This is a genomic window from Streptomyces sp. NPDC056160 (genome assembly GCF_042268205.1).
Classification (GTDB): domain Bacteria; phylum Actinomycetota; class Actinomycetes; order Streptomycetales; family Streptomycetaceae; genus Streptomyces.
Genome location: NZ_JBHJUW010000003.1, coordinates 1 through 13,062, shown reverse-complemented (window position 1 = coordinate 13,062; position 13,062 = coordinate 1). Strand labels below are relative to the sequence as shown.

The 13,062-nt window shown below is 71.2% G+C and carries 12 protein-coding genes; all 12 read left to right on the top strand.

Translation table 11 applies throughout. The features are described from left to right. Positions 1 to 468 precede the first annotated feature (468 nt). The 12 genes from ACFC02_RS01580 (at position 469) to ACFC02_RS01525 (ending at position 13,016) form a co-directional block, all read left to right on the top strand. Positions 469 to 1,011: a hypothetical protein gene (locus tag ACFC02_RS01580; protein ID WP_376350646.1), complete on the top strand. Its 543-nt coding sequence runs from the start codon at positions 469 to 471 to the stop codon at positions 1,009 to 1,011. A 270-nt stretch (positions 1,012 to 1,281) separates the two neighbouring features. Beyond that, a complete protein-coding gene (gene pdxS, locus ACFC02_RS01575) occupies positions 1,282 to 2,130 on the top strand; it encodes a pyridoxal 5'-phosphate synthase lyase subunit PdxS (protein WP_376350915.1) in 849 nt (282 codons plus the stop codon). A gap of 6 nt (positions 2,131 to 2,136) precedes the next feature. Further along, positions 2,137 to 2,748: a pyridoxal 5'-phosphate synthase glutaminase subunit PdxT gene (pdxT, locus tag ACFC02_RS01570; protein WP_376350644.1), complete on the top strand. Its 612-nt coding sequence runs from the start codon at positions 2,137 to 2,139 to the stop codon at positions 2,746 to 2,748. Between the two features lie 79 nt (positions 2,749 to 2,827). Continuing rightward, entirely contained in the window at positions 2,828 to 3,580 is a 753-nt protein-coding gene (locus ACFC02_RS01565) for a YebC/PmpR family DNA-binding transcriptional regulator (RefSeq protein WP_360965355.1), read from the top strand. 114 nt (positions 3,581 to 3,694) lie between these two features. After that, a complete protein-coding gene (ruvC, locus tag ACFC02_RS01560) occupies positions 3,695 to 4,288 on the top strand; it encodes a crossover junction endodeoxyribonuclease RuvC (protein ID WP_376350639.1) in 594 nt (197 codons plus the stop codon). Beyond that, the gene (gene ruvA, locus ACFC02_RS01555; protein ID WP_376350636.1) at positions 4,285 to 4,890 is read left to right on the top strand and encodes a Holliday junction branch migration protein RuvA; all 606 of its coding nucleotides are present in this window, start codon (positions 4,285 to 4,287) and stop codon (positions 4,888 to 4,890) included. Before ruvC ends, ruvA begins: the two co-directional genes overlap by 4 nt. A 31-nt stretch (positions 4,891 to 4,921) precedes the next feature. Next, entirely contained in the window at positions 4,922 to 6,016 is a 1,095-nt protein-coding gene (gene ruvB, locus ACFC02_RS01550) for a Holliday junction branch migration DNA helicase RuvB (protein ID WP_376350633.1), read from the top strand. Positions 6,017 to 6,179: 163 nt separating this feature from the next. After that, a complete protein-coding gene (yajC, locus tag ACFC02_RS01545; protein WP_376350630.1) occupies positions 6,180 to 6,683 on the top strand; it encodes a preprotein translocase subunit YajC in 504 nt (167 codons plus the stop codon). Positions 6,684 to 6,814: 131 nt separating this feature from the next. Beyond that, entirely contained in the window at positions 6,815 to 8,632 is a 1,818-nt protein-coding gene (gene secD, locus ACFC02_RS01540) for a protein translocase subunit SecD (protein ID WP_376350628.1), read from the top strand. A 1-nt stretch (position 8,633) separates the two neighbouring features. Next, the gene (gene secF, locus ACFC02_RS01535; RefSeq protein ID WP_376350625.1) at positions 8,634 to 9,755 is read left to right on the top strand and encodes a protein translocase subunit SecF; all 1,122 of its coding nucleotides are present in this window, start codon (positions 8,634 to 8,636) and stop codon (positions 9,753 to 9,755) included. A 5-nt stretch (positions 9,756 to 9,760) separates the two neighbouring features. Beyond that, positions 9,761 to 10,300 carry an adenine phosphoribosyltransferase gene (locus ACFC02_RS01530; protein ID WP_376350622.1) on the top strand — a complete coding sequence of 180 codons (540 nt, stop codon included), beginning with the start codon at positions 9,761 to 9,763 and terminating at the stop codon, positions 10,298 to 10,300. A 196-nt stretch (positions 10,301 to 10,496) separates the two neighbouring features. Further along, positions 10,497 to 13,016, top strand: coding sequence for a RelA/SpoT family protein (locus ACFC02_RS01525; protein WP_376350620.1), 2,520 nt, complete (start codon positions 10,497 to 10,499; stop codon positions 13,014 to 13,016). Positions 13,017 to 13,062: the final 46 nt, after the last annotated feature.

Here is a 13,062-nt window from a genome sequence, read left to right as displayed (position 1 = left end):
GTGGAGGTGCAGCGTGTGCGGCGTCGCCGGGGTTCGCCGGGGTCCGCCGGTGCGTCGGGGCCGGGTCGGGTGTGCCCGCCAGGTGTGTGAGGGGCACGGCTCCGGTGCGAACACGGGGATGCACGTGAGGAACCGTCGTAGGCCCCGCTGACCGAGGGCCGGCGCGTCCCTCAGCAGGGCACGCCCCCCGGAAACGTCCTCCGGTGTGCGCGGGGCACGGTTCCCGTACGACCGAGGGCGCGCACTCCGGGGACCGGGCCCCGCGCCGGGCGGGCGCACTTCCCGAACGGGACCGGGGCAAGCCCCGTGCCGGCCGGCGCACCTCACGCGCGGGACCAGCACACACCCGTACGGGACCGCACACCCCGGGACAGGCGCCCCCTCGTACGGGACCAGCGCCCCCCGCCCACGACGAGCCGCCCCCACCGGCGGCAGCCGCCCCTCCCCGCCCCGGTAGCCTTGCCGCCCGTGACCGCAACGCTCATCTGGATCCTTGTCGCGCTCGTCGCCGTCGGGCTGTACCTGAGCTGGACGGCGGGACGGCTGGACCGGCTGCACGCACGGATCGACGCCGCCCGGGCCGCGCTCGACGCCCAGTTGCTGCGCCGTGCCTCCGTGGCCCAGGAACTGGCCACCTCGGGAGTGCTCGACCCGGCCGCCTCGATCGTGCTCTACGAGGCCGCGCACGCCGCCCGGCAGACCGAGGAGGACCAGCGGGAGGTCGCCGAGAGCGAGCTGAGCCAGGCGCTGCGGGTGGTGTTCGCCGAGACGCAGCAGGTGGAGGCGGTCCGTGCCGTCCCCGGCGGGGAGGCGGCGGCGCGTGAACTGGCCGAGGCGGTGCGCCGCGTGCCGATGGCCCGCCGCTTCCACAACGACGCTGTCGGCGCGGCCCGCAGACTGCGCCAGCACCGCAAGGTCCGCTGGTTCCGCCTGGCCGGGCACGCCCCGTTCCCCCTTGCCTTCGAGATGGACGACGAACCGCCGCAGGCACTGGTCGAGCGCGTCGCCTAGCGGCCCCCGGCGCCGGCGCGCCCAGGGCGGCGAGGTGACGTCGGCGATCTGGACCCCGGCGCGACGGCCGCGGGTGGCCGTCCCGCCGAAGGGCAGCGCCGAAAAGGATCCACCCACTCACCATTGGCCCTTGCCGTGGACTGGTCCACTCGCGTTTCCTCTGGGGTGCATCAACCCCCTCTTTCCCCCCGAGTGAGGTCACCCGTGTCCACCACGCTTCCCGAATCCGCCCAGGCTCCCGAGACCGGCACCGCGCGCGTCAAGCGCGGCATGGCCGAGCAGCTCAAGGGCGGCGTGATCATGGACGTCGTCACGCCGGAGCAGGCGAAGATCGCCGAGGACGCGGGCGCCGTCGCCGTCATGGCCCTGGAGCGGGTCCCGGCCGACATCCGCAAGGACGGCGGCGTGGCCCGCATGTCCGACCCGGACATGATCGAGGGCATCATCGAGGCCGTCTCCATCCCGGTCATGGCCAAGTCCCGCATCGGCCACTTCGTCGAGGCGCAGGTCCTGCAGTCGCTCGGCGTGGACTACATCGACGAGTCCGAGGTCCTCACCCCGGCCGACGAGGTCAACCACTCCGACAAGTGGGCCTTCACCACCCCCTTCGTCTGCGGCGCCACCAACCTCGGTGAGGCCCTGCGCCGCATCGCCGAGGGCGCGGCCATGATCCGCTCCAAGGGCGAGGCCGGCACCGGCAACGTCGTCGAGGCGGTCCGCCACCTGCGCCAGATCAAGGGCGAGATCGCCAAGCTGCGCGGCTGCGACAACAACGAGCTGTACGCCGCCGCCAAGGAGCTGCGCGCCCCCTACGAACTGGTCAAGGAGGTCGCCGAACTGGGCAAGCTCCCGGTGGTCCTCTTCTCGGCCGGCGGTGTGGCCACCCCCGCCGACGCCGCGCTGATGCGCCAGCTCGGCGCCGAGGGCGTCTTCGTCGGCTCCGGCATCTTCAAGTCCGGCGACCCGGCCAAGCGCGCCGCAGCCATCGTGAAGGCCACCACCTTCTACGACGACCCGAAGATCATCGCGGACGCGTCCCGCGACCTGGGCGAGGCCATGGTCGGCATCAACTGCGACACCCTCCCCGAGGCCGAGCGCTACGCCAACCGCGGCTGGTAACACCCCATGAGCAGCGAAGCCCCTGTCATCGGCGTCCTGGCCCTCCAGGGCGACGTACGGGAGCACCTCATCGCCCTGGCCGCGGCCGACGCCGTGGCCAGGCCGGTCAGGCGCCCCGAAGAACTCGCCGAGGTGGACGGCCTGGTCCTGCCCGGCGGCGAGTCCACCACCATCTCCAAACTCGCCGTCCTCTTCGGCGTGATGGAGCCTCTGCGCGCGCGCGTGCGGGACGGCATGCCGGTCTACGGCACCTGCGCCGGCATGATCATGCTGGCCGACAAGATCCTCGACCCGCGCTCCGGCCAGGAGACCGTCGGCGGCATCGACATGATCGTGCGCCGCAACGCCTTCGGGCGGCAGAACGAGTCCTTCGAGGCCGCCGTGGACGTCAAGGGCGTCGAGGGCGATCCCGTGGAGGGCGTCTTCATCCGCGCACCCTGGGTCGAGTCCGTCGGCGCCGGGGCCGAGGTGCTCGCCGAGCACGGCGGCCACATCGTCGCGGTCCGGCAGGGCAACGCGCTGGCCACGTCGTTCCACCCGGAGCTGACCGGCGACCACCGCGTGCACGCCCTGTTCGTCGACATGGTGCGCGCGATGCGGGCGGCGGAGTCCTTGTAGGATCTCCGGGGGTACCTCCCGGCTGCTTGAGGCACGGGGGCGTTCGTACAGGATGGGTTTACGCGAAGGAGACAGGCAGATGTCCGGCCACTCTAAATGGGCCACGACGAAGCACAAGAAGGCCGTCATCGATGCCAAGCGCGGCAAGCTCTTCGCGAAGCTGATCAAGAACATCGAGGTCGCGGCGCGTATGGGCGGCGTCGACCTGGACGGCAACCCGACGCTCTACGACGCCGTGCAGAAGGCCAAGAAGCAGTCGGTCCCGAACAAGAACATCGACTCCGCGATCAAGCGCGGTGGCGGTCTCGAGGCCGGCGGTGCCGACTACGAGACGATCATGTACGAAGGCTACGGTCCGAACGGCGTCGCGGTGCTCATCGAGTGCCTCACCGACAACCGCAACCGCGCCGCCTCCGACGTCCGCGTCGCCATGACCCGCAACGGCGGCTCCATGGCCGACCCGGGCTCGGTGTCGTACCTGTTCAACCGCAAGGGCGTCGTGATCGTCCCCAAGGGCGAGCTGACCGAGGACGACGTCCTTACGGCCGTCCTGGACGCGGGTGCCGAGGAGGTCAACGACCTCGGTGAGAGCTTCGAGGTGCTCAGCGAGGCCACCGACCTGGTCGCGGTCCGCACCGCCCTCCAGGACGCCGGCATCGACTACGACTCCGCCGACGCCAACTTCGTCCCGACCATGCAGGTCGAGCTGGACGAGGAGGGCGCCAAGAAGATCTTCAAGCTGATCGACGCCCTGGAGGACAGCGACGACGTGCAGAACGTCTTCGCCAACTTCGACGTCAGCGACGAGGTCATGGAGAAGGTCGACGCCTGACGCTGCGCACGCACGGCGGTCCCGGCGGGCCGGAGGGACACGTCCCCCGGCCCGCCGCCGTTGTCAGTGGCACCCGATAGCCTGCGCGGACAGGAGATCGAAGGGAAAGATCGCGTGCGCGTACTGGGGGTGGACCCGGGGCTGACCCGCTGCGGGGTCGGTGTCGTGGAGGGCGTCGCGGGCCGGCCGCTGACCATGGTCGGCGTAGGCGTGGTCCGCACGCCCGCGGACGCCGACCTCGGCCACCGCCTGGTCGCCGTCGAGCAGGGCATCGAGCAGTGGCTGGACGAGCACCGCCCGGAGTACGTCGCGGTGGAGCGCGTCTTCAGCCAGCACAACGTCCGTACGGTGATGGGCACCGCCCAGGCCAGCGCCGTCGCCATCCTGTGCGCCTCCCGCCGCGGCATCCCCGTCGCCCTGCACACCCCGAGCGAGGTCAAGGCCGCCGTCACCGGCAGCGGCCGGGCCGACAAGGCCCAGGTGGGCGCCATGGTCACCCGCCTGCTCCGGCTCGCCGCGCCCCCGAGACCCGCCGACGCCGCGGACGCGCTCGCGCTCGCCATCTGCCACATCTGGCGCGCCCCCGCGCAGAACCGGCTCCAGCGTGCCGTGGCCCTGCACACCGCCACAGCGCGCACGAGCGCCCCGCCGCGGCAGACAGCACCGCCCCCCGAGACAGCTCCGCACACGAAAGGCCGGACGGCATGATCGCCTTCGTCAGCGGCACGGTCGCCGCACTCGCCCCCGACACCGCGGTGATCGAGGTCGGCGGCGTCGGGATGGCCGTTCTGTGCACCCCGAACACCCTCTCCACGCTCCGTACGGGACAGCCCGCCAAGCTGCACACCTCGCTGGTCGTCCGCGAGGACTCGCTGACCCTGTACGGCTTCGCGGACGACGACGAGCGTCAGGTCTTCGAACTGCTCCAGACCGCCAGCGGCGTCGGCCCCCGCCTCGCCCAGGCCATGCTCGCCGTGCACGCCCCCGACGCCCTGCGCCGCGCCGTCGCCACCGGCGACGAGAAAGCCCTCACCGCCGTCCCCGGCATCGGCAAGAAGGGCGCCCAGAAGCTGCTCCTCGAACTGAGGGACCGCCTCGGCGAACCGGTCGGCGCGCCCGCGGTCGGCGCACCCGTCACCCAGGGCTGGCGCGACCAGCTGCACGCCGCCCTCATCGGACTGGGCTACGCCACCCGGGAGGCCGACGAGGCCGTCACAGCCGTCGCACCGCAGGCCGAGGCCGCCGGAGGCACCCCCCAGGTGGGGCAGCTCCTGAAGGCGGCCCTGCAGACCCTGAACCGAGCCCGCTGACGCACCGGGCCCCCGCTAGGAGACATCCGCAGTGAACTGGGACGACACGCCCGACACCGACGCCGCCGAGCGGCCCGCCGGACCCCCCGCCGAGCGGCTGGTGGGCTCTGTCGCCGACCACGAGGACCAGGCCGTCGAGGCCGCCCTGCGCCCCAAGGACCTGGGCGAGTTCATCGGCCAGGAAAAGGTCCGCGAACAGCTCGACCTCGTGCTGCGCGCCGCACGCGCGCGCGGTGCCACCGCCGACCACGTGCTGCTCTCCGGTGCCCCCGGCCTCGGCAAGACCACCCTGTCGATGATCATCGCGGCGGAGATGGGCGCGCCCATCCGCATCACCTCGGGCCCCGCCATCCAGCACGCCGGCGACCTCGCCGCCATCCTCTCCTCCCTCCAGGAGGGCGAGGTGCTCTTCCTCGACGAGATCCACCGCATGTCGCGGCCCGCCGAGGAGATGCTGTACATGGCGATGGAGGACTTCCGCGTCGACGTGATCGTCGGCAAGGGCCCCGGCGCCACCGCCATCCCGCTCGAACTGCCCCCCTTCACCCTGGTCGGCGCCACCACCCGGGCCGGACTGCTGCCGCCCCCGCTGCGCGACCGCTTCGGCTTCACCGCGCACATGGAGTTCTACGAGCCCGCCGAACTGGAGCGTGTCGTGCACCGTTCGGCGCAACTGCTCGACGTGGAGATCGAGGCCGACGGCGCCGCCGAGATCGCCGGCCGCTCCCGGGGCACGCCCCGCATCGCCAACCGCCTGCTGCGCCGGGTGCGGGACTACGCGCAGGTCAAGGCCGACGGGATCATCACCCGCGAGATCGCCGGGGCGGCCCTCGCCGTCTACGAGGTCGACGCCCGCGGCCTCGACCGGCTCGACCGGGCGGTCCTCCAGGCGCTGCTGAAGCTGTTCGGCGGCGGCCCGGTCGGCCTGTCGACGCTCGCCGTCGCGGTGGGGGAGGAGCGCGAGACCGTCGAGGAGGTCGCCGAGCCCTTCCTCGTCCGCGAGGGCCTGCTGGCCCGCACCCCCCGCGGCCGGGTGGCCACCCCGGCGGCCTGGGCGCATCTCGGCCTCACCCCGCCCGGTGCGCCGGGCGGGGGAAACGGACAACAAGACCTGTTCGGGGCGTGACGGCGATCCATTGGCCCGGGGAGGAACCCAGGTGCCATGCTGAGCGTTGTTCCTTGCGCGCGGACTCCCTTAGACTCCGCCGATGCCGCCCTTGTCGGCACCATGCACACCCCCAACCATCAGGCCGCTCCCCATCGCGGTCGTGTGAAGGAAGTTCCGACCCGTGAGTCTCGTGACCCTCCTCCCGTTCATCGTGCTCATCGGGGCCATGTTCCTGATGACCCGGTCGGCCAAGCGCAAGCAGCAGCAGGCCGCCACCATGCGGAACCAGATGCAGCCCGGTAGTGGAATCCGCACCATCGGGGGCATGTACGCGACGGTCAAGGAGGTCAACGACGACACGGTCCTCGTCGACGCCGGGCCGGGCGTCGAACTGCTCTTCGCCAAGAACGCGATCGCGACCGTCCTGTCCGACGACGAGTACAACCGCATCGTCCACGGCATCGAGCACGACCTGAAGTCCGACGCCGACATCGTCCCCGACGACGCCTCCTCCCTCACCGAGACCGACGAGCCCGCCGCCGACGCTTCCGCCGCCTCCGACGACAAGCCCATCGACCTCGGCAAGAAGGACGCGGCCGAGGCGGAGGAGCCCGCCGACGCCCCCACCGAGGCGAAGACGGACGCAGAGCCGAAGAAGACCGACGGCGACTCCGAGGCGAAGTAGTCACCACCCAGGGCGCGCGGCACCGCCCGCGCGCCCTGGGACGTGTTCACTTCGCGCGGGATCCCGACACCATGTCATGGCCGCCCACCGGGCCCACCGGCGCGGAGCGGCCCGAGAGGGAGTACGAGAAGGTGGCAGCACCTAAGAAGGGCCGGAGCGCGAGCGCCCAGAGCAAGCCATGGCGCTCGCTGGCCCTCATCCTGATCGCCATCGTGGCGCTCACCGGAGGCATGTTCGCCTCAGGGCACACCACCCCGCGCCTCGGCATCGACCTGGCCGGCGGTACGAGCATCACCCTGCGGGCGGTCCCCGAGCGCGGTCAGGAATCCGCGATCAACAAGACCAACATGGACACCGCGGTCGACATCATGAACCGCCGTGTCAACGGTCTCGGTGTCTCGGAGGCCGAGGTCCAGACCCAGGGCGATCGCAACATCATCGTCAACATCCCCAAGGGCACGAACTCCAAGCAGGCCCGGGAGCAGGTCGGTACCACCGCGAAGCTGTACTTCCGCCCGGTGCTGGCCACCGAGCCCTCCGGTGCGCAGGCCCCACCCAGCCCGACGCCGAACCCCTCCTCCAGCGCCTCCGGCAAGCCCGGTGCCACTGGTGACAAGGCCACGGACAAGACCGGCGGCAAGGACAAGACGCCCTCCGGCTCCGGCAGCCCCTCGGCGACCAAGCAGGGCCGCGCCGTCACCGACGGCCTGAAGGCCGACGCCACCCCCACCAACGGTGCCACGGGGAGCCCGGACCCGAAGACGTCCACCACCCCGAAGGGGTCCACGCCCCCGAAGGGCTCCGCCTCCCCGTCGGCGGGCGGCGACGCCAACGCCAAGCTCCAGGCCCAGTACGCCGCCCTGGACTGCTCCAAGGAGTCGGTCCGCGCCACGGCCGGCAAGGGCGTCAAGCCCACCGAGCCGACCGTCGCCTGCGGCAAGGACTCGCAGGGCCTGTGGTCGAAGTTCCTCCTCGGCCCCGCCGCCGTGGACGGCACCGATGTGAAGAAGGCCCAGGCCGTCTTCAACACGCAGAACGGCTCGGGCTGGACCGTCACCATGGAGTTCACCTCCAAGGGCGCCAAGAAGTTCGCGGACGTCACCGGCAAGCTGGCCCAGAACCAGACGCCGCAGAACGAGTTCGCCATCGTCCTGGACGGCAACGTCGTCTCCAACCCGTACGTCCAGCAGGCGCTGACCGGCGGCAACGCGGAGATCTCGGGCCGCTTCACCCAGTCCGAGGCCCAGGGCCTGTCCAACATGCTGTCCTACGGTGCGCTGCCGCTGACCTTCAAGGAGGACAGCGTCACCACCGTCACCGCCGCGCTCGGCGGAGACCAGCTGCACGCCGGCCTCATCGCGGGCGCCATCGGCCTCGCCCTGGTCGTCATCTACCTGCTGATCTTCTACCGCGGCCTGTCGGTCATCGCGATCCCCTCGCTGCTGGTCTCGGCGATCCTCACCTACGTGATCATGGCGCTGCTCGGCCCGGCCATCGGCTTCGCGCTGAACCTGCCGGCCGTGTGCGGTGCCATCGTGGCGATCGGCATCACGGCGGACTCGTTCATCGTGTTCTTCGAACGCATCCGGGACGAGATCCGCGAGGGCCGGTCGCTGCGGCCCTCCGTGGAGCGCGCCTGGCCGCGCGCCCGCCGCACCATCCTCGTCTCCGACTTCGTGTCCTTCCTCGCCGCCGCGGTGCTCTTCATCGTCACCGTCGGCAAGGTGCAGGGCTTCGCGTTCACCCTCGGGCTCACCACCGTGCTCGACGTGGTGGTCGTGTTCCTGTTCACCAAGCCGCTGATGACGATCCTCGCCCGCAGGAAGTTCTTCGCGAACGGCCACAAGTGGTCCGGCCTCGACCCCAAGGCCCTGGGTGCCAAGCCTCCGCTGCGCCGCACCCGCCGCCCCAACCGTCCCACCGGCCCCGTCGACCCGAAGGAGGCGTGAGATGTCGAAGATCGGCAGCATCGGCGCCCGACTCCACCGTGGCGAGGTCGGCTACGACTTCGTCAAGAACCGCAAGATCTGGTACGGCATCTCCATCCTGATCACCATCACGGCCATCCTCGGCCTGGCGGTGCGCGGCCTGAACATGGGCATCGAGTTCCAGGGCGGAGCGGTCTTCACCACGCCGAAGCACATGAGCGCCTCGGTCGCCGACACCGAGACGTTCGCGCAGGACGCATCCGGCCACGACGCGATCGTGCAGAAGCTCGGCGACGGCAGCCTGCGCATCCAGATCGCCGGCATCGACACCGGCAAGTCCGACCAGATCAAGGACGCGCTCTCCAAGGACCTGAAGGTCAACGCCGAGCAGATCAACGCCGACCTGGTCGGCCCCAGCTGGGGTGAGCAGATCGCCAGCAAGGCCTGGGAGGGCCTGGCGATCTTCATGGTCCTCGTCGTGATCTACCTGGCCATCGCCTTCGAGTGGCGCATGGCCGTGGCCGCCCTGGTCGCCCTGATCCACGACATCACGATCACCACCGGCATCTACGCCCTCGTCGGCTTCGAGGTCACACCCGGCACGGTGATCGGTCTGCTGACGATCCTCGGTTACTCGCTCTACGACACGGTCGTCGTCTTCGACAGCCTCAAGGAGCAGACGAAGGACATCACCAAGCAGAGCCGCTGGACCTACAGCGACCTGGCCAACCGCTCCATCAACGGCACCCTGATGCGCTCCATCAACACCACCGTGGTCGCGCTGCTGCCGGTGGCGGGCCTGCTGTTCATCGGCGGCGGCGCGCTCGGCGCGGGCATGCTCAATGACATCTCGCTCTCCCTGTTCGTCGGTCTGGCCGCCGGTGCGTACTCCTCGATCTTCATCGCCACGCCGCTCGTCGCCGACCTCAAGGAGCGCGAGCCGCAGATGAAGGCCCTCAAGAAGCGCGTTCTGGCCAAGCGGGCGCAGGCCGGCACCGAAGGCGCCCCGGTGGCCGGCGCGCCCGAGGACGCCCCGGACTTCGACGACGAGCCCGAGGACGCCGCAGCCGCCGTGGTCGGCCCGCGCAACCAGCCCGCCTCCCGCGGCCGCGGCCGTGGCCGCCCCTCCGGCAAGCGCAGGTGACCGCGATGACCGGCATCGAGGAACTCCTGCTCAGCCGCATCCGCGACGTGGACGACTACCCGGAGCCCGGGGTGATGTTCAAGGACATCACCCCGCTCCTGGCGGACCCGGCGGCGTTCACCGTCCTCACCGACGCCCTCGCGGAGATCGCCCAGCGGACCGGCGCGACGAAGATCGTCGGCCTGGAGGCCCGCGGCTTCATCCTCGGCGCACCGGTCGCCCTGCGCGCGGGGCTCGGCTTCATCCCCGTGCGCAAGGCCGGCAAGCTCCCCGGCGCGACGCTCCGCCAGGCCTACGACCTGGAGTACGGCTCCGCCGAGATCGAGGTGCACGCCGAGGACCTGACCGCCGCCGACCGGATCCTGGTCGTTGACGACGTCCTCGCCACCGGCGGCACCGCCGAGGCGTCCCTCCAGCTGATCCGCCGCGCCGGCGCCGATGTCGCCGGCGTCGCGGTCCTGATGGAGCTGGGGTTCCTGGCCGGGCGTGCCCGCCTGGAAGCAGTCCTGGACGGCGCCCCGCTGGAGGCGCTGCTGCGGGTCTGAGCACCCTGCGCACCCGGCCGCGCACACCCACGGCACGGCGGACGAGACGGGCCCGGAGGAATCCGGTGCCCGTCTCCCGCGTTTCACAGGTGAACGGCCCGCACAGCGGGCTGGAGGCGATCCGGCAGCCCGGGATCGCTACCATGGGACCTCCGGAGCCTGACCGGGGGACCCGGACCGCGCACGAGGAGTCCTCTTGCCAGACGAGGCCCAGCCACTGACCGCCGCCAAGCCCGAGTCCGCCTCGGCAGCCGCGGCGAAGCCCGCGCCGAACGCGAAGAACGCGACGAACGACGCCCGCGGGCCGGTCGAGCGCGCCTCCTCCGCCCCCGTCGAGAAGAGTGCCGAGTCCGTGCGCCCCAAGCCGGCCCCTCCCGTGCGCCCGGCCACCGGCCAGAGCGCCCGCTCCGGCTCCTCCAACCGCGTCCGCGCCCGCCTCGCCCGGCTCGGCGTCCAGCGCGCCAACCCGTACAACCCGGTCCTGGAGCCGCTGCTGCGGATAGTGCGCAGCAACGACCCGAAGATCGAGACGGCCACGCTGCGCCAGATCGAGCGCGCCTACCAGGTCGCCGAGCGCTGGCACCGCGGCCAGAAGCGCAAGAGCGGCGACCCGTACATCACGCACCCGCTCGCCGTCACCACCATCCTCGCCGAGCTGGGCATGGACCCGGCCACCCTCATGGCCGGCCTGCTGCACGACACCGTCGAGGACACCGAGTACGGCCTGGAGGACCTGCGCCGCGACTTCGGCGACGTCGTCGCCCTGCTCGTGGACGGCGTCACCAAGCTGGACAAGGTCAAGTTCGGCGAGGCCGCGCAGGCCGAGACCGTGCGCAAGATGGTCGTCGCCATGGCCAAGGACCCGCGCGTCCTGGTCATCAAGCTCGCCGACCGCCTGCACAACATGCGCACCATGCGCTACCTCAAGCGCGAGAAGCAGGAGAAGAAGGCGCGCGAGACCCTGGAGATCTACGCGCCGCTCGCCCACCGCCTGGGCATGAACACCATCAAGTGGGAGCTGGAGGATCTCGCCTTCGCGATCCTCTACCCCAAGATGTACGACGAGATCGTGCGCCTGGTCGCCGAGCGCGCACCCAAGCGGGACGAGTACCTGGCCATCGTCACCGACGAGGTCCAGTCCGACCTGCGCGCCGCCCGCATCAAGGCGACCGTCACCGGCCGCCCCAAGCACTACTACAGCGTCTACCAGAAGATGATCGTCCGCGGCCGCGACTTCGCGGAGATCTACGACCTGGTGGGCATCCGTGTCCTCGTCGACACGGTCCGCGACTGCTACGCGGCCCTCGGTACCGTGCACGCGCGATGGAACCCGGTCCCCGGCCGGTTCAAGGACTACATCGCGATGCCCAAGTTCAACATGTACCAGTCGCTGCACACGACGGTCATCGGCCCCAACGGCAAGCCCGTCGAGCTGCAGATCCGCACGTTCGACATGCACCGCCGCGCCGAGTACGGCATCGCCGCGCACTGGAAGTACAAGCAGGAGGCCGTCGCCGGCGCCTCCAAGGTCCGCACCGACGCGCCCCGCTCCACCGGCAAGGCCGGCAAGGACGCCGCCATCAACGACATGGCGTGGCTGCGTCAGCTCCTCGACTGGCAGAAGGAGACCGAGGACCCCAGCGAGTTCCTGGAGTCGCTGCGCTTCGACCTCTCCCGCAACGAGGTCTTCGTCTTCACGCCCAAGGGCGACGTCATAGCGCTTCCGGCCGGCGCCACCCCCGTGGACTTCGCCTACGCCGTCCACACCGAGGTCGGCCACCGCACCATAGGTGCCCGGGTCAACGGCCGCCTCGTGCCGCTGGAGTCCACCCTGGACAACGGCGACCTGGTGGAGGTCTTCACCTCCAAGGCGGCGGGCGCCGCCCCCTCCCGCGACTGGCTCGGCTTCGTCAAGTCGCCGCGCGCCCGCAACAAGATCCGGGCCTGGTTCTCCAAGGAGCGCCGCGACGAGGCGATCGAGCAGGGCAAGGACGCCATCGTCCGCGCCATGCGCAAGCAGAACCTGCCGATCCAGCGCATCCTGACCGGCGACTCGCTCGTCACGCTCGCGCACGAGATGCGCTACTCGGACATCTCCGCGCTGTACGCGGCGATCGGCGAGGGCCACGTCTCGGCGCAGAACATCGTGCAGAAACTCGTCCAGGCGCTCGGCGGCGAGGAGGCGGCCACCGAGGAGATCGACGAGAGCGTGCCGCCCGCGCGCGGGCGGGGCCGCAAGCGCCGCTCCAGCGCCGACCCGGGCGTCGTCGTCAAAGGCGTCGACGACGTGTGGGTCAAACTGGCCCGCTGCTGCACGCCCGTCCCCGGCGACCCGATCATCGGCTTCGTCACGCGCGGCAGCGGCGTCTCGGTCCACCGCAGCGACTGCGTCAACGTGGAGTCGCTCTCCCGTGAACCCGAGCGCATCCTCGACGTCGAGTGGGCGCCCACCCAGTCCTCGGTCTTCCTGGTCGCCATCCAGGTCGAGGCGCTGGACCGGTCCCGGCTGCTCTCGGACGTCACCCGGGTGCTGTCCGACCAGCACGTCAACATCCTCTCCGCGGCCGTCCAGACCTCCCGCGACCGCGTCGCCACCTCCCGCTTCACCTTCGAGATGGGCGACCCCAAGCACCTCGGCCACGTCCTGCGCGCCGTCCGCGGCGTGGAGGGCGTCTACGACGTGTACCGGGTCACGTCGGCACGCAGCCGCGCCTGAGCACCCGAAGACGCCGAGAGGGCCCCGTACGGGGCGTTCGGGGGCC